Genomic DNA, 17,075 nt, shown 5'->3' on the forward strand with positions numbered 1-17,075 from the left:
ATGAGCAGGATTGAGCGTTTGGCCAATCTGATCCAAGAATAGCGGCCATGACAAAAGGCAATTCATCACTTCAGGTGAGCAAGATTCACCCATTGGATGCCCCCGATCCGCGGGTGATCCCGCCGCTGCCGGCGCTGCTCGCCTTCGAGCGCGCCGCCACTCAACTCAGCTTCCGGCGTGCCGCGCGAGACCTGTCGCTGAGCCCGTCGGCAATCAGCCACCAGATCCGCGGACTGGAAGAGCAGTTCGGCACCAAGCTGTTCGTCCGCGGCGCGCGCCAGGTGCGGTTGACCGACGACGGCGAGCGCTACCTTGCAAAAGTGTCGGCCGCGCTGGCGACACTGCAGGAGGCGAGCCGGGACATGCTGCGGCAACGCGGCGAGGCCAGCGGCGAGCTCTGGATCAGCTCATTGCCGTTCTTCACCAGTGCCGTGCTGCTGCCGGCGCTGCCGGAGTTCAAGCGGCGCCATCCGCAACTGACGCTGCGGATCGAGGCCACCCACCAATATGCCGACTTCAACGGATCGCGCGTCGATGTCGCGATCCGCTACGGGCGGGAACATGCCACCGGGCTGAAGGTCGAGCCGCTGGTACAGGTCAAAGGAATGCCGGTCTGCACGCCGGCACTGGTCAAGGCTGGTCTTCGGACCCCAGCGGACCTGTCGCGCGAGGTACTGATCCATGTCACGACGCAGCCGCGGGCGTGGCCGGCCTGGCTGAGGGAGGCCGGGCTGCCGAATCTCGCTCCGCGCGGACATCTGTGGCTCGACAGCGTGCCGGCGATGCTGGAGGCCGCCGAACACGGGCTCGGCGTCGCGATTGCGATCGCGCCGCTGATCAAGGCGCGGCCGGGCTTCGGCAAGCGGCTGGTGCCACCGTTTGCGTTCGAGGCCGCATACAGCGAGACGATCTACCTGGTCTCCCGCACCGAGCAGGCGCGGGACCGCCGCATCGCCGCGGTGCGGCGCTGGATCACGGACGCGGTCGCGCGCGCAAGCTAAACCGTGGCGGGCGCCGGCTCGGCCAGGATGCACCGTGCCAAACGGCCGGGAGCGACCTGCACGACCGGCGGCAGGCGCTCGCTGCAGCGCGGCTCGGCGAACTTGCAGCGCGGTGCGAAGGAGCAACTGGACGGCGCGTGATCGAGCGAGGGCGGCGTGCCCGGGATCGTCTCCAACCGCTGGCCGCGCATCGCGCCGTGAATGGTCGAGGCCAGCAAACCCTTTGCATAGGGATGCACCGGCGAGCGCACGATGTCGCGCAAGGCGCCCTGCTCCACGATCTGGCCGGCATACATCACCGCGACCCGATCGCAGATCTCGATCGCGACACCAATGTCGTGGGTGACGAAGATGACCGACATGCCGAACTCGCGCTGCAGCTCGCGCAGCAGCAGCAGGATCTGAATCTGGACGGTGGCATCGAGCGCCGTGGTCGGCTCGTCGGCGAGCAGGATCTTCGGCTTGCAAGCCAGCGCCAGCGCGATCATCGCACGCTGGCGCATCCCGCCCGACATTTCGTGCGGATAGGAGTCCAGCCGCCGCTTCGCGGAGGGGATCCGCACCACCTCGAGCATTTCGAGCGCGCGGGCCGTAGCCTCGCGCTCGCTCTTGCCCTCGTGGCGCATCACCGTCTCCGCGATCTGGCGGCCGATGGTGTAGACCGGATCGAGCGCCAGCGCCGGCTCCTGGAAGATCATCGAGACGGTCTGGCCGCGGAACGCGGACAGCGCCTCATCGTCCATCGCCAGCACCTCCTGGCCCAGCACCTTGACGCTGCCGGAGATCTGCGTGCGCTTCTTCGGCAACAGCCGCATTAACGCGCGCAGCGTCACGCTCTTGCCCGAGCCGGACTCGCCGAGCAGCCCCAACACCTCGCCCTCGCCGAGCTGTAGGCTGAGATCGTTCACGGCATGGACCGTGCGATCGCCGGTGAAGCGGATGTTGAGGTTGTTGATCTCGACGAGGTTGGTCATGCGAGCTTGGGCACCCTGGCGTGGAAATCGGTGGCGCGCTGGAACGCGGCGCCGATCCGAAGCAGAACCGCTTCCTCGAAGGAGCGGCCGATCAGCTGCATGCCGACCGGCAGACCCGTCTTCGTGAAGCCGGAGGGAATCGAGAGCGACGGCAGACCGAGATAGTTGACCGGGCGGGTGAAGCGCGTCAGCCGCTGCAGCACCGCGTCGGCGCCCGGACCATTGCCGACATCACTCTCGGCAATCGTGGGCGCCGGCACCGGCGACGACGGCGCGATCACCGCATCGACCCCGTTGACCGCCGCGTTGTGCGCGGCGAGCGCGGGGCCACGCCAGCGCATCGCCTCGAGATAGGTGACCGCCGGAATGGTCAGGCCGTTCTGCAGCCGCATCAGGACCTGCGCGCCGTAATCCTGCGGCCGCTCGATCATCCAGCGCTTGTGGAAGGCGGCAGCCTCGACCGCGAGCACCAGCTGCGATGCCGAGGAGAGCTGGCGCTGATCGGGCAGCTCGACCTTGACGATCTCGGCGCCCTCTTTCTTCAAGGTGGCGATAGTCTCGTCGAGGATACGCGCCACCTCAGGGTCGAGGTCGTCGACATAGAACGCCGTCGGGACGCCGATCTTCAGACCCTTCAGCGACTGCTTGGTCGCGGCCAAGTAGTCGGGCACCGGCTGCGTCGACGCTGTCAGGTCCTCCGGGTCCGCCCCGGCCATCAGGCCGAGCAGCAGCGCGCAGTCCTCCGCGGTCTGCGCCAGTGGGCCGACCGTATCGAGCGACTGCGACAGCGGCATCGCACCGGCGCGGCTGACGCGGCCGACCGTCGTCTTCAGGCCGGTGACGCCACAGAAATGCGCCGGCATGCGCACCGAGCCGCCGGTGTCGGAGCCGAGCGCGGCGAAGGTGAGCCGCGCGGCGACCGCCGAGCCCGAGCCCGACGACGAGCCGCCGGTGATGTGCTCGGTATTCCAGGGATTGCGCACCGCGCCGTAATGCACGTTGTGGCCGGTCGGCCCATAGGCGAACTCGACCATTTGCAACGAGCCGAGGCGGACCTGTCCGGCATCCTTCAGCCGCTGCAGGGCGGTCGCGGTCGTCTTCGGCACGAAGTCGCGGCGAATCAGCGAGCCGCAGGTCACGACCTTGCCGGCGTCATAATACATGTCCTTGTGCGCCAGCGGCACGCCGTGCAGCGCACCGCGACTATCGCCCTTGGCGAGCGCGGCATCGGCCTCGGTGGCGGCGGCCAGCGCCTGCTCGGATTCGACCGCCATATAGGCGTTGAGGCGTGGCTGCCATTCCGCAACGCGATGCAGCACGGCGCGCGTCACCTCATGCGAGGAAACTTTCTTGTCGGCAATCGCCTTGGCGACCGCGGTCAGTGTCATCAGGGCCGGTTCGCTGCTCATTTCGACACCTTTGCGATCTGCGCCAGCAGGAAGCTCGCGGGTTCAAGATCGAAGGGCAGCGTGCCGGAGATCGGTGCGAAGCCGTCGAATGCCGGCCCGATCGAATTGGCGATGCGGGTGGCGACTTCGTCGTCGGCGGGCACGCCGGCGACGTGCGCGATCACCTTGACATCCTTGGGCGTGGGTCTGGTCATGCCGCGTTTTCTCCTTTTGCTTTTGCCGGCGCGCGGCTGTGCCCCGAGCCAGGAATGGCCATGTAGCACGCCGCTTGATGGCCCATTGTATCGAGATCGCTGAGTTTTGGCGTGTCGTTTGCGCAGAGCGGCTCCGCAAACGGGCAACGGGTGTGAAACCGGCAGCCCGGCGGCGGATCGATCGGATTGGGCGGATCGCCCGAGATCGGCGGCACCTCGGTGCGCTTGTCGGGATCGGATGACGGCATCGCCGCCAGCAGCGCGCGGGTATAGGGATGCGCCGGCGCGTCCCACACCGCATCGACCGGGCCGAGTTCGACGACCTCGCCGAGATACATCACCAGCACGCGGTCGGAAATGTAGCGGACGACGTTGAGATCGTGGCTGATGAACAGGTAGGTCAGGCCGAATTCCCGCTTCAGGTCGGCGAGCAGATTGAGCACCTGGGCCTCGACCGATTTGTCGAGCGCGGACACCGCTTCATCGAGGATCACGAGCCGCGGCGACAGCGCGAGCGCACGCGCGATATTGACGCGCTGCCGCTGGCCGCCGGACACTTCGTGCGGATAGCGGTTGGCGAAAATCTCCGGCCGCAAGCCGACCTTACCGAGCAATTCGCGCGCCAGCGTCCGCGCCGTGTCGTCGGCCATGCCGTGGACCTTTGGCCCGAAGGCGATCGATTCCTCGATGGTGAGGCGCGGATTGAGCGAGGCGTAGCTGTCCTGGAACACCATCTGCACGCCGCGCCGCAAATCGCGCAGCGAGAGCGACGGGCCGACCTGCCTTCCGTCATAGATGATATCGCCGGCATCGCGTGCCATCAGGTGCATCAACAGCCGCGCGGTGGTCGATTTGCCGCAGCCGGATTCGCCGACAATGCCGACGGTCTCGCCCTTCATGACCGCGAAGGTGACGTCGTCGACGGCGCGCACGGTCTTGCGCGGACTGAACAGGCCGCCGCGCACCGGGAAGTGCTTGGTCAGTCCCTTGACCTGCAGCAGCGGCTGCGCGGCGCCGCCGATGTCGGCGACCGGCTCCAGCATATCGACGGAGAGATTGGCGTCGCTCATGCTCTAATTCCTGATGTCCATGGCGCTGCGCATGCCGTCGCTGAGCAGATTGAAGCAGATCGAGACCGCGAAGATCATCGCGCCCGGCAGCGCCGCGACCCACGGATTGACGTAGATCGCGGTGCGCAGCGTATTCAGCATCAAGCCCCATTCCGGCTCCGGCGGCTTGGTGCCGAGCCCGAGGAACGACAGACCGGCGGCGAGGATCATCGACACCGAGATCAGGCCGGTGGCGTAGACGAAGATCGGACCGAGCACATTGCCGAGCATGTGGACGCGCATGATGGTGAAGGGCCCGGCGCCGGACGCGCGCGCCGCCTCGACGAAATCCATGTTGCGGACGCCGGTGGTGACGCTTTCGGCGACGCGGGTGATCTGCGGCACGAACACGATGGTCAGCGACACGATCGAATTGGTGATGCCGGCGCCGAGCGCGCCCGAGATCGCAATCGCCAGCAGCACCGACGGGAAGGCGTAGAACACGTCGACCGTGCGCATGATCGCGGTGTTGAGCTTGCCGCCGACATAGCCGGCGACGAGGCCGAGCGAGGTGCCGATCACGAAGGCGAAGATCACCGGCAGGATGCCGATGACCAGCGACAGCCGCCCGCCATAGATCAGCCGCGCCAGCATGTCGCGGCCGAGCTCGTCGGTGCCGAGCGGATAGCCCGGCGTGCCGATATGGCGCAAGCGGCGGATCATCGAGCCCTGATAGGGATCGGCAAGATGCAGCCACGGCGCCAGCAGCGCCGAGGCAAAGATCAGCACCAGGACGATGGCGCAAGCCATGCTGACCTTGTCGCGCCTGATGCGGCGGCCAACCGTCGCCCAATAGCCGCGCGCCTTGGTGGTCGGGGCAGCCTGCAACGCAGTATCGCTCATCGCGCTCATGCTCTAACTCCGCTTGATGCGCGGATCGATCGCGGCCTGCGCGATGTCGACCAGGAGATTGAGCAGCACGAAGAACAGCGCCAGCACCAGGATGGTGCCCTGCAGCAGCGGCAGATCGCGCTGGAAGATCGCCGAGTTCAACAGCAGGCCCGAACCCGGCCAGGAGAACACGGTCTCGATCAGGATCGAGCCGCCCAGCATGTAGCCAAGCTGCAGGCCCATCACCGCGAGCGCGGTCGGCGCCGCATTCTTGATGACGTGACGGAACACCTCGGTCTCGCGCAGGCCTTTTGCGCGCAGCGCCTCGACGAAATCCTGGCTCAGGATGTCGCCGGTCAGCGCGCGCACCGTGCGGGTGACGATGCCCATCGGAATCACCGAGGTGGTGATCGCCGGCAGCACCAGATAGCGCAGATGCTCCCAGTCCCACGCCCAGGCGCCGGAGCCGCCGGGTCCTGCGCCGACCGCGGGCAGCCAGTTGAGCTGCACCGAGAAGATGATGACCAGCACCATGCCGAGCCAGTAATGCGGCAGCGACACGCCGGCTATCGCAACCGAGGTCGCGACCTTGTCGACCCAGGTGTCGCGGAAATAGCCGGCGATCAGGCCAAACAGCAGGCCGAGCGTAAAGCCGATCATCGCGGCCGCGATCGCCAGCATCACGGTGTTGCCGACGGCGCGCATCACCTCGGTCAGGACGGGCCGCCCGGTCGCGATCGAATTGCCGAGATCGCCATGGATCGCGCGCCACAGCCACAGGCCGAATTGCACCGGCAACGGGCGATCGAAGCCGTAGGCCGTGCGCAATTGCGCGGCGAGCTCCTGCGAGGCATCGGCCGGCAGCACCGCGACCAGAGGGTCGCCGGGCGTGATGTGCACCAAGAGGAAGCACACCAGCGCCACGCTGAGCACGATCGGAATGACGTAGACGATCCGTCTGGACGTATAGGCGAACACGTTGCGTTCTTTCTTCCTTCTCCCCTTGTGGAAGAAGGTGGCGCGCCGAGCGCGCCGGATGAGGGGTTTCTATCCGCGGACAAGGTCATTTCGGATCGGAGAGGAGTGCCCGCGGAGACAACCCCTCACCCGGCTTCGCTTTCAGCGAAGCCACCCTCTCCCACAAGGGGAGAGGGTGCACCTGTTGCGCGACTAGCGCCTCACGGCGCGACCGTGACCGGAGAGAAGTCGACGAACCAGCTCTTCGGCTGCACAAATCCCTTGATCTTCGGGCTCATCGCGCGCGGCGCGACGTCGTGGGCGACATAGAGGAAGGCCGCGTCGTCGACCGAGGCCGCATGCAGCTCGGCCAGCGCGGCGTCGCGCGCCGCCGGCTCGAAGGTCTGGCGGGCCTTCTTCACCAGCTCGTCGAACTTCGGGTTGTTGTTGAAGCCCCAATTGTTCGATACCGGCGGCGCCATGCCCGACTGCAGGAAGCGCACCAGCGCGAAGAACGGATCCATCGCCGCATAGGTGACGTTGATGGCGTTCGAGCCGTTGGCGGTCGGATCCTTGGTGCCGCGCCGCCAATTGGTGAACAGCGTGTTCCACTCGATGACGTCGAGCCGCACATCAAAGTAGCACTCGGCCAACGCCTGTTGCAGATACTCGTTCATCGGCAGCGGCAGCATCTGGCCCGAGCCAGATGCCGAGGTCTGGATCTTGACCGTCAGCTTCTTGTTCGGACCGAAGCCCGCCTCCTGCATCAGCTTCTGGGCGGCCGGCTTGTCGTACTTGATCTGGAAGGTCGGGTTGCCGCGCCAGGGATGACCGGGCTCGAAGGTGCCGGTCGCCGGCACCATCAGGCCGGCGAGCAGGCCGTCACGCAGCCCTTCGCGATCGATGCAGAGATTGGCCGCCTTGCGGACGCGGATGTCATTCCACGGCGAGCCCTCGACGCGCGAGAACTGCCACGGCCAGACATGCGGCTCCTCGTTGGAATAGAGGTTGAAACCACGCTGCTTGATCTCGGGCAGGGCGTCCGGCGCCGGCGCCTCGATCCAGTTGACCTGCCCCGACAGCAGCGCCGCCGTCCGGGCATTGGCTTCCGGCATCGGCAACAGCACCATCTTGTCAGCCTTGGGCACGCGCGCCTTGTCCCAGTAGTTCTCGTTCTTCACCAGCTCGAGCCGCTCGCGCGGGGTGAAGCTCGACATCTTCCAGGGGCCGGTGCCCGACGCGTCCTTGGCAAACGCGGCCCACGCGGCCTGCGACTTCGCCTTGGCGTCGGCGCCTTCGGCCTTGTCGTAGAATTTCTGCCACTTGGCCGGGCTCGCCATGAACAAATTGGTGAGGTTGATCGGCAGGAAGCTGTCCGGCTCCTTGGTGGTCAGCTCCACCGTCATGTCGTCGATCTTGCGCGCCGAAACCAGCGTCGGCATGCGCGAGGCGGTGACGCCGACCTGGCTCGCATCGTATTGCGGCGCGTCCTGCTTCAAGACCTTGTCGACGTTCCAGACCACGGCGTCGGCATTGAACGGCGAGCCGTCATGAAAGGTGACGCCGGAGCGCAGCTTGAAAATCCACTTGGTCTTGTCGGCATCGTCGACCTTCCACTCGGTAGCGAGGCCGGGGATCATCGCGCTTGCCTTGTCCGACGACGACAGGTCCCACATCGTCAGCGCGTCATACATCGTCAGACCCGTGAAGCGATTGCCCTCAAAACCCTGGTCGGGCTGGCCGAGCGTGCGCGGAATATCGGCAGCGGTCATGCCAATGCGCAGCACGGTCTCGGCACTGGCGATCGCCGGCACGCCTGTGGCTATCGCAAGCGCCAGCATGATCGCCGTCGCATTGGTTTTCCTGTTACGCATCTGAGCAGCCCCTTCGAGTCTGGTGACGTTTTGGTGATTATTTCTTGGGCAAGCGTATGCAATGCCTGTGCCAAGGGGAATAGTTCATCAGCAAATAACCGCCGGGCGCGTCATTTCTTCCCACCTCAAGCCTGAACGGAGCGAAGATGCCTATTCTGGCATCATGCTTGCAGGATTTGGCTCCAACGTCTTTCCAACGGAGCCTTCATATGCGTGCGCGCAATTCGATCCTGATGGCGGCAATGGCGCTTGCCTTGACCGCGGGCTGGCCGGCCATGTCGGCGCAAGCCGAGTCCATTGTGCGCTACGGCATTTCGATGGCCGACATTCCGCTGACCACCGGCCAGCCTGATCGCGGCGCGGGCGCCTATCAGTTCACCGCCTACACGATCTACGATCCGCTGGTTGCCTGGGAGATGGATGTAGCCGACCGGCCGGGCAAACTGGTGCCCGGGCTCGCGACCGAATGGAAGGTCGACGACAACGACAAGACCAAATGGCGCTTCACGCTGCGCAAGGGCGTGAAATTCCATGACGGCAGCGACTTCAATGCCGACGCGGTGATCTGGAATCTCGACAAGGTGCTGAACGACAAGGCACCGCAATTCGACAAGCGACAGAGCGCGCAGGTCAAGACCCGCCTGCCTTCGGTTGCGAGCTACGCCAAGGTCGACGATTTCACCATCGAGATCACGACCAAGACGGTCGACTCCTTCTTCCCCTATCAGATGCTCTGGTTCCTGGTCTCCAGCCCCGCGCAATATGAAAAGCTCGGCAAGGACTGGGACAAGTTCGCCAGTCAGCCCTCCGGCACCGGTCCGTTCAAGCTGACCAAGCTGGTGCCGCGCGAGCTCGCCGAGCTGACGAAGAACCCGGACTATTGGGACAAGAAGCGGCTTGCGAAGGTCGACAAGATGATCCTGATCCCGATGCCGGAAGCGCTGACCCGCACCAACGCGCTGCTGGCCGGCCAGGTCGACCTGATCGAAACGCCGGCGCCCGACGCCGTACCGCAGCTCAAGGCCGCCGGCATGAGGATCGTCGACAACGTGACGCCGCATGTCTGGAACTATCACTTGAGCGTGCTGCCGGGCTCGCCATGGACCGACATCCGCCTGCGCAAGGCGCTCAACCTCGCGATCGACCGCGACGCGGTGGTTGGCCTGATGAACGGCCTCGCCAAGCCGGCCAAGGGCCAGGTCGATCCGTCGAGCCCGTGGTTCGGTAAGCCGACGTTCGAACTGAAATACGATCTCGCGGCCGCGAAGAAGCTGGTGGAAGAAGCCGGCTATTCGAAGGACAAGCCGCTGAAGACGACTTTCATCATCGCCCAGGGCGGCACCGGGCAGATGCTGTCGCTGCCGATGAACGAGTTCCTGCAGCAGAGCTTCAAGGAGATCGGCATCGACATCGACTTCAAGGTGGTCGAGCTCGAGACATTATATACGCACTGGCGCAAGGGCGCGGCGGACGAGATGAATGCCGGCATCACCGCCAACAACATCGCCTATGTCACGTCGGATCCGCTCTACGCCATCGTGCGGTTCTTCCACTCCGGCCAGGTCGCGCCGGTCGGTGTCAACTGGGGCGGCTACAAGAACCCGAAGGTCGATGCGTTGATCGACGAGGCCAAGCAGACCTTCGATTCCGCCAAACAGGATGCGCTGCTGGCGCAGGCACACGCGCTGATCGTCGACGATGCCGCGCTGGTGTGGGTGGTGCACGACACCAATCCGCACGCGCTGTCGCCGAAGGTGAAGACCTTCGTGCAGGCGCAGCACTGGTTCCAGGATCTGACCCAGATCGGGCTGGAATAGACATTCCATCGTCGTCCCGGCCTGGTGCGCAATTGCGCACGGGAGCCGGGACGACATCGGGTTTGCGTCGGCTATTTCGTCGTCAACGCGAATGCGCCGTTCCAGTCGTCGGGCGGCGGCTCCTTCTGGAAGGCGTGGATGCGCGCCTCATAGAGGCGATAGAGATATTGCAGCGTCTGCGCGTCGTCGGTCTTGCGGCCGCGTTCGATCGCGGCGAGCGCGCCGTCCCAATCGCGGCCGCGGTAGCAGGCGAGCATCTCGATGGTCAGGTTGCGCAGGCGCTGGAAGCGGCCGGAGCTCGCGACATCCTCACGGCCGGCAATCGCGTAGATCACCTCGGGCTCCTTCTTGCCCTTGACCATGATGAAATCGAGTTCGAGGATCGCAAACTTCTCCTTCACCGCAAGCGCGGTTTTCGATCCCACGATGATCGGGAAGCCGTATTCCTTGGACTGCCCCTCGAGCCGCGAGGCCAGATTGACGCTGTCGCCGAACACCGAATAGTCGAAGCGCACATCGGAGCCCATATTGCCGACCACGCAGGAGCCGGTGTTGAGACCGACACCGATGTTGAGCGGCACATAGACGTGGCCGCCGTCCTTCGCCTCCTGCTCGCGCTCACGGTTGAGGTCGTCGACGCGCTCCAGCATGTCGAGCGCCGCATCGCAGGCGTTGAGCTGGTGCTGCTTGTCATCGAGCGGCGCGTTCCAGAACGCCATGATGGCGTCGCCCATATATTTGTCGATGGTGCCCTTGCGGGCGAGGATCGCGTTGGAAAGCGGAGTAAGGAAGCGGTTCATCAGCGCCGTAAGGCCCTGCGGATTGCTCCTGTAGGTTTCCGAGATCGAGGTGAAACCGCGCATGTCCGAGAACATGATGGTCATCTCGCGTTCCTCGCCGCCGAGCACCAGCCGCTCCGGCGACTGCGCCAGCTGCTCGACCAGCGCGGGCGACATGTACTGCACGAATTGCGACCTGATCTGTCGGCGCTGCTGCTGCTCGCGCACGAAGGCGGAGAAGATCAGCGTGAGATAGATCGCCGTGGTCGACATCAGCGGATAGGTGAAGTCGATCAGCAGCCGGTGCTGGGAATAGAAATACCAGGACGTGCCGATCAGCACCGAGGCAAACATTCCGCCGACGGCGACCAGCGTGATCGGACCGAACTTCGGCGCAAAGGCGATCACAAGGAGCCCCATGATCAGCGCGGCGAAGAACTCGATGCCGATGCCGTAATTCGGCTGCGAAACGACATCGCCGGTCAGCGCGCTCTCCAGCACCTGGGCGTGAACCTCGACACCGGGCATCGCCGGCGTCACCGGCGTCGTCTTGATGTCGTTCAGCCCGGTCGCTGAGGTGCCGATCACGATCAGCTTGCCGGCAATTCGGTCCGGTGGGACGCGCCCGTCCAGCACATCGACGGCCGAGACATAGATCGAGGGATCGCGGCGAGCGTAGTGGATCCAGAGTTGGCCGTGGAGATCGGTCGGGATCGCAAAGCCCTTGAGACCCAGGCTCTTGATACCGGCCTTGTCGGCCTTGATCAGGATCGTGCCCGAGCCGCTCGCCACCCGCAGCATCTCGAAGCTCAGCGACGGCATGGTGATGCCCTGCGCCACCATGATCATCGGCACGCGCCTGACGATGCCGTCGCGCTCCGGCCTGATCGTGAACAGGCCGCGCCCGGCAGCCGCCTCCTCGAGCAACGGCACGTTGCGCAGCAGCCCCGGGAACATGAACATGAAAGGCTGCGGCTCCTCGCCGAGCATCGCAAGTCCGGTGACCGGAAGCTTTTCGTTGAGGTCGGCGCGCACGTTGGGTCCGCCGGATTCGCCGAGCACCACGCGCGAGTTCTTGATGGCTTCGGCCATGATGCTGTCGTTGCTCGGCAGCTGCCGCAGCCTCGCGCGCATCTCCTCATCGAGGCTGCTGAACGTATCGGCGGCGATATCGGGGTTGAGACGATCCGGCTCGGAGAACACCGCATCGAACGCGATCACCACGGCGCCGAGCCGGGTGAGATTGGTGACGATGTCGGCGAGCCGCGTCCGCGGCCACGGCCACTGTCCGAGCCGGGGATCGGCGAGGCTCTTCTCGTCGATATCGACGATGGTGACCGGCCGTGCGGTCTTCTGGCGCGGCTGCAGCGCCTGGAATGTGTCAAACGTCCTGACGCGAAGCTCCTGAACCGGAGCCGGATCCACGATCCGCAGCGCGGCAATGCCGATCAACAGCGCCACGCAGACCAGCCGCGCATAGCCGAAGCGCCGTGCGAACCACCTGCGTATCGCCTTCAGCCGTTTCATGCCATCTGGATATCACGCGCGCAGAATTGTTCCAATCGAGCAAGCGTGCGCAGTGCACAATCAGCCGGGCCAGCCCCCTGGCGGCACGGCCGCGCGCCCGTCACGTAAAATGAATAATGAAGTCGTTCTGGGACAGGCTCGCCTTCGCGACATTGTGCAATGTGATCGTGTCTGCGCTGTCGATCGTGATCAGCGTATCCGCCGAATTGGTCGGCGATGTCGCAACATGCTGATCGAACCAGCTACTGAAGGTGCTTGCCGAGACGACCGTGGACAGGTCGATCTGGTCCTCGCCTGGCGTGAAGTTCAGGATCGTGTCGTGGTTGAAGTTCGGCGCAAACACGAACTTGTCCTGGTAACCCGACCCGAAAAACACGTCCTTGTCGCTGGTCCCGGTCAGAATCACGGGCTCGGGCCGATCCTGTTGGACGTTGAAGATCAGGTTGACCGTATCGGTTGCGCCATGGCCATCGGTCACGGAAAGCGCGATCGTGTCGGTCGCCGGAGCCGTCTGGCCGGGGTTGTAAACGAGACCCGACGATCCAAGCGCGGTGTTGATGCCGGAGAGAAGCCCCTCCTGCGACGAAGGCGCAACGCTGCTGCCCGCACCGGGCGTCGTCGCCGCGACCATGGTGAAGGTCTCGTCGGCCGTCGCATCGGCGTCCGTCACGGTCAGGCCGGAGATCGTCTCGGTCCCGTTGGGATGTTCGATGATACTGACGTTGTCGGTATGGATCACGGGCGTGTCGTTGGCGCCGATCACGTCGATCGTCAGCTTCGCGGTCCCGACGGCGCCATGCGCGTCGATCGTCTCCACATCGAACGTGTCGGCATAGGTGCCCTTGCCGAGCGCGTTGATCGCGGCAGCATCGGGAACATAGCTGTAGGTGCCGTCCGGGTTGACGGTCAGCGAGCCGTAGAGGCCTGCGATCTGCGTGACCGCGGCGTGGTCCGAATTGAGCGCGGCATAAGTCAGCGTCGCGGTTTCGCCATGGTCGACGTCGTTGCCATGGAGCGTGCCGGTCAGCGTGCCGAACGTGTCGTTATCAGCGGTATCGGTGAGCGTGCTGGCATTGACGTCGGCGAGTATCGGCGCGTCGTTGGCGCCGTTGATCGTGATCGTCACAGGCTCGTTGATGACGCCGCCATGGTGGTCGTCGATCTGGATCGTGTAGGTCAGCGTCAGCGTCTCGCCGAGGGCGAGATAGTCGAAATTCTGGTCCGCGGCCGAGAACGTCCAGGTCGACGATCCGGTTGAACCGCCGGTCGCGTCCGTCAACGTACCCAGCGACAGCCAGTTCAGGATCGTGGACTCGTCGGGCAGGCCCGTGGTCGCCCCGGATTCGGCGACGCCGGTGATGGTCATGGTGTGGGTGTCGCTGAGATCCACATCGGTGAACGTCACGGTGCCGGATGCGCTGTCCAGCGTCGATGAACCGGTCGTATCGGGTTGTTCGGGGATGATGGCCGCCTGAGGCACCGACGTGACGATCGGCGCGTCATTGCTGCCGGTAATCGTGATCGTCACCGGTTGGCTGATCACGCCGCCATGATGGTCATTGACCTCGACCGTATAGGTCAGCGTCAGTGTCTCACCGTCGGCAAGATAATCGAAATTGCGGTCGGCGGCCGAGAAGGTCCAGGCCTGGGATCCGGCGACCCCGCCGGTCGAATCGGTCAGCGTCCCCAGCGAGAGCCAGTTCAGGATCGTGGACTCGTCCTCAGGCAGGCCTGTGGTCGTTCCGGATTCCGCGACGGCGGTAATGGACACAATGTGGGTGTCGCTGAGATCGACGTCGGCAAATATCACCGCGCCCTGGGCCACGTCGAGCTTGATCGATCCGGTCTCGCCGATCATCTCGGGGACCGTGGCGGTCGGCGGCTCCGACGTGAACGTCGGCGCGTCGTTGGTGCCCGTGATGGTGATGGTGACGGGCTGGGTGACGACGCCGCCGTGATGGTCGTCGACCTGGATCCGGTAAGTCAGCGTCAACGTCTCACCGGCAGCGAGATAGTCGAAATTTCTGTCGGCGGCTGAGAAGGTCCAGGCGCGCGATCCGGTTACGCCGCCGGTCGAATCCGTCAGCGTGCCGAGCGACATCCAGCCCAGTATCGTCGCCTGATCGGGAAGCCCCGTGGTCACGCCAGTTTCGGTGACGCCGGCCACGGTGACGCTGTGGGTGTCGCTGAGATCGACATCGACGAAGGTCACGGTACCGGATGCGGTATCCGGCACGACCGAGCCGGTCGTCTCCTCGGCTTCAGTGATGGCGGCCAACTGGGTCGGCGAGGTGATCACCGGCCTGTCGTCGGTGCCGACGATCGTGATGGTGACCGGCAGCGTGATGACGCCGCCCTGATGGTCGTCGATCTCGACCGTGTAGGTCAGCGTCAGCGTCTCGCCGGTGGCGAGATAGTCGAAACTCCTGTCGGCGGCCGAGAACGTCCAGGAGCGCGATCCCGTCACGCCATCGGTCGAATCGGTCAGCGCGCCCAGCGACAGCCAGCTCAGCACAGTGGCATGGCTGGCAAGTCCGGTGGTGACGCCGGCCTCGGTGACGCCGGTGATGGTGACCGTATGCGTGTCGGTCAGATCCGCATCGGTAAATGTCAGCGTGCCGTGCGCCGTATCAGGCTGGGCGGAATTCGTCGTTGCTGGGAGTTCGGTGATCGAACCGGCCTGCGCCGAGGACGTCACCACCGGGGAGTCGTTGGTGCCGGTGATCGTGATCGTGAAGGTCTTGAACGTGGTCTCGTTGTTCGGTGCGAAATTGTTATCGACGCGCGCGACATAGGCCAGCGTCAGCGTTTCTCCGGCAGCCAGGAAGTCGAACGCGCTGTCGGCAAGGTTGTAGGTCCAGGTCGCCGAACCGGCATTCTTGTTGTTCGGATCGGGCTCGAGCAGCAACGGGATCTCGACGGTCTTGATGGCCGCAAGCTGCGCTGCCGTCAGCGATGAGGTCACGTCGCTGCCGTTGGCGTCCCGATAGCTGAACGCGGAATAGTCGACCTTCGCACTCGGTATGTCACCGACATTGAGGTCTAGCCATTTGATCTGGCCCGTCGCGGTGTCGAACAGCCCGCTTTGGGTCAGCCCCGGCCGCTCGGTAAACGCCGCGTCCTGGGTCACGACCTGCGGCGGCCCCGGGATGTGCTCGATCCTGCTGTTGGGAACGCCGCCGGCCTGAGGGCCGGTCGTGTTGACGAAGGTCAGCAGAATGATGATCGGCGCGCCACTGTCGCTGCTGGTGAGCTTGAAGCTGCTCGAGACCGGGACGACGCTGTCCGTGAAGTTGGTGGTGAGCTTGGTGTTGGGATTGTTGTTGTCGGTGAACTTCAGCGCGAAGACGTCGGAGATCAGCTTCTGCGCATCGGTCGACAGTTGCGCCGACGAGACGAAGCTGACGCTGCCCTGGCCGTTGACGATGGTCTGGGTGCCGGCCTGATCGACGGTCGCGATCGGATTGAGCGTCGTCTTGTCGAACAGGATGTAGGAGCCGGTGCTGCCATCGGGCTCGACCAGCACCTGGAATTTGGCCGGCGGCACGCCGCCGGTGCCCTGCACGTCGAAATCGATCTCGACCAGCACCGCGGTGCCGCGGATGCCCATGGTCGCGACCGGCGTATCGACCTTCATGTCGCCGTGCTTGGCGGTCGCGCCGGCCACGAAGGAGATCGTGCCCGAGACCAGACTCATCAGCGACGTATTGCTCGACCCGTTCGGGTCGTAGATCATTTCGTTCAGCACCATCTTGGCGTTCGGTCCGAGACCGAACACGGTGCCGTCGATGAAGGTGATGCCGAGCGTAGAGTCGCCGCCGGACTGCACCACGTCACCCTTGTTGACGTTATCGCCCTGGTTCAGGACGATCGCGACGCCGTTGCGGATTGCCGTGGCGTTCCCGGTCAGCTTGGTGACATGGCCGATGACCTTAGCCGGCTCCGCCGCGCCGCCGGCCTGGGCATATTGGATGTAGCCGGTGAGTGCGTTGACGAGATCGCCGGTGAGATGCGCGCCGTCAGGCGACGCCAGCGGCGCGCGCTTCTCGCCCTTGAAATAGTCGTGCAGGACGAGTTCCCGATCGTCCTTCGCGATGACGAGGTCGAGCCCGGTCCGCTTGAAGTCGCCGGTGAACAGCAATTGCCCATCGTCGACGATGATCGCGCCGGGCGGAGCATGCGTGGAAACGCTGTCGACGTGCACATATCCACGGGCATAAGCGTCCGTGTTCGGCAACAGGCCGTCGAATTTCTCGACAAAGTTCACTGCGGATCACCGCACGAGAGTTAATATTGTTAAAATATCCGAATGATTATGCCTGCATATCATCGGATAAAGCTTGGCGAAACCACTCTGTGCTTGCGCAAGGTGGCCCTGTTGTGCGGTTTGACTGGATGTGACTTGGCTCACGCTGTGAAGAGCCGTGTAGTTCGGATTCGCTTGACGGTACCATAAGGTGGGATTTAAGCCAAGATACGTACTGAGCCACGTATTCGTGGTATTGATTGGCATTTCTGTACTTGCCTCTATTTCCCCTTAGCCCAGAGCGGGCATTTGACCCCAATTTCCCGGCCAAAGCTGTGACTTAGCTTACAAATCACA

At 64.4% G+C, this 17,075-nt stretch carries 11 protein-coding genes; 2 read left to right on the top strand and 9 right to left on the bottom strand.

The window, feature by feature from the left end; all coding sequences use genetic code 11:
* Positions 1 to 47: 47 nt before the first annotated feature.
* Complete coding sequence (locus I6F38_RS32750) at positions 48 to 1,001, top strand: LysR substrate-binding domain-containing protein (RefSeq protein ID WP_225163324.1); 954 nt, start codon at positions 48 to 50, stop codon at positions 999 to 1,001.
* Here I6F38_RS32750 and I6F38_RS32755 read toward each other — a convergent pair.
* From I6F38_RS32755 to I6F38_RS32785, 7 genes are all read right to left on the bottom strand, one after another.
* Positions 998 to 1,975, bottom strand: coding sequence for an ABC transporter ATP-binding protein (locus I6F38_RS32755; RefSeq protein WP_225163325.1), 978 nt, complete (start codon positions 1,973 to 1,975; stop codon positions 998 to 1,000). The two genes, I6F38_RS32750 and I6F38_RS32755, sit on opposite strands and share 4 nt — an antisense overlap.
* Entirely contained in the window at positions 1,972 to 3,384 is a 1,413-nt protein-coding gene (locus tag I6F38_RS32760; RefSeq protein WP_225163326.1) for an amidase, read from the bottom strand. Before I6F38_RS32760 ends, I6F38_RS32755 begins: the two co-directional genes overlap by 4 nt.
* A complete protein-coding gene (locus I6F38_RS32765; protein ID WP_225163327.1) occupies positions 3,381 to 3,578 on the bottom strand; it encodes a hypothetical protein in 198 nt (65 codons plus the stop codon). Before I6F38_RS32765 ends, I6F38_RS32760 begins: the two co-directional genes overlap by 4 nt.
* Positions 3,575 to 4,648 carry an oligopeptide/dipeptide ABC transporter ATP-binding protein gene (locus tag I6F38_RS32770; protein ID WP_028336599.1) on the bottom strand — a complete coding sequence of 358 codons (1,074 nt, stop codon included), beginning with the start codon at positions 4,646 to 4,648 and terminating at the stop codon, positions 3,575 to 3,577. The genes I6F38_RS32765 and I6F38_RS32770 overlap by 4 nt, the downstream gene beginning before the upstream one ends.
* Positions 4,649 to 4,651: 3 nt before the next feature.
* Positions 4,652 to 5,539 (bottom strand): ABC transporter permease, encoded by an 888-nt coding sequence (locus I6F38_RS32775; protein WP_225163328.1) that lies wholly within the window; start codon positions 5,537 to 5,539, stop codon positions 4,652 to 4,654.
* 3 nt (positions 5,540 to 5,542) lie between these two features.
* Positions 5,543 to 6,496, bottom strand: coding sequence for an ABC transporter permease (locus tag I6F38_RS32780; RefSeq protein WP_050382524.1), 954 nt, complete (start codon positions 6,494 to 6,496; stop codon positions 5,543 to 5,545).
* 200 nt (positions 6,497 to 6,696) lie between these two features.
* Complete coding sequence (locus tag I6F38_RS32785) at positions 6,697 to 8,316, bottom strand: ABC transporter substrate-binding protein (protein ID WP_225163344.1); 1,620 nt, start codon at positions 8,314 to 8,316, stop codon at positions 6,697 to 6,699.
* Between the two features lie 242 nt (positions 8,317 to 8,558).
* On the opposite strand from I6F38_RS32785, the gene I6F38_RS32790 reads away from it, so the two are divergent.
* The gene (locus I6F38_RS32790) at positions 8,559 to 10,166 is read left to right on the top strand and encodes an ABC transporter substrate-binding protein (RefSeq protein ID WP_057020088.1); all 1,608 of its coding nucleotides are present in this window, start codon (positions 8,559 to 8,561) and stop codon (positions 10,164 to 10,166) included.
* Between the two features lie 71 nt (positions 10,167 to 10,237).
* Here I6F38_RS32790 and I6F38_RS32795 read toward each other — a convergent pair whose 3' ends face one another.
* Both I6F38_RS32795 and I6F38_RS32800 read right to left on the bottom strand, forming a co-directional pair.
* Positions 10,238 to 12,472, bottom strand: a complete 2,235-nt coding sequence (locus I6F38_RS32795) for an adenylate/guanylate cyclase domain-containing protein (protein ID WP_225163329.1) — start codon at positions 12,470 to 12,472, stop codon at positions 10,238 to 10,240.
* 100 nt (positions 12,473 to 12,572) lie between these two features.
* On the bottom strand, positions 12,573 to 16,739 hold the full coding sequence (locus I6F38_RS32800; RefSeq protein WP_225163330.1) for a VCBS domain-containing protein: 4,167 nt from the start codon (positions 16,737 to 16,739) through the stop codon (positions 12,573 to 12,575).
* Positions 16,740 to 17,075 lie beyond the last annotated feature (336 nt).

Source organism: Bradyrhizobium sp. BRP56, assembly GCF_020194035.1.
GTDB classification, from domain to species: domain Bacteria; phylum Pseudomonadota; class Alphaproteobacteria; order Rhizobiales; family Xanthobacteraceae; genus Bradyrhizobium; species Bradyrhizobium australafricanum.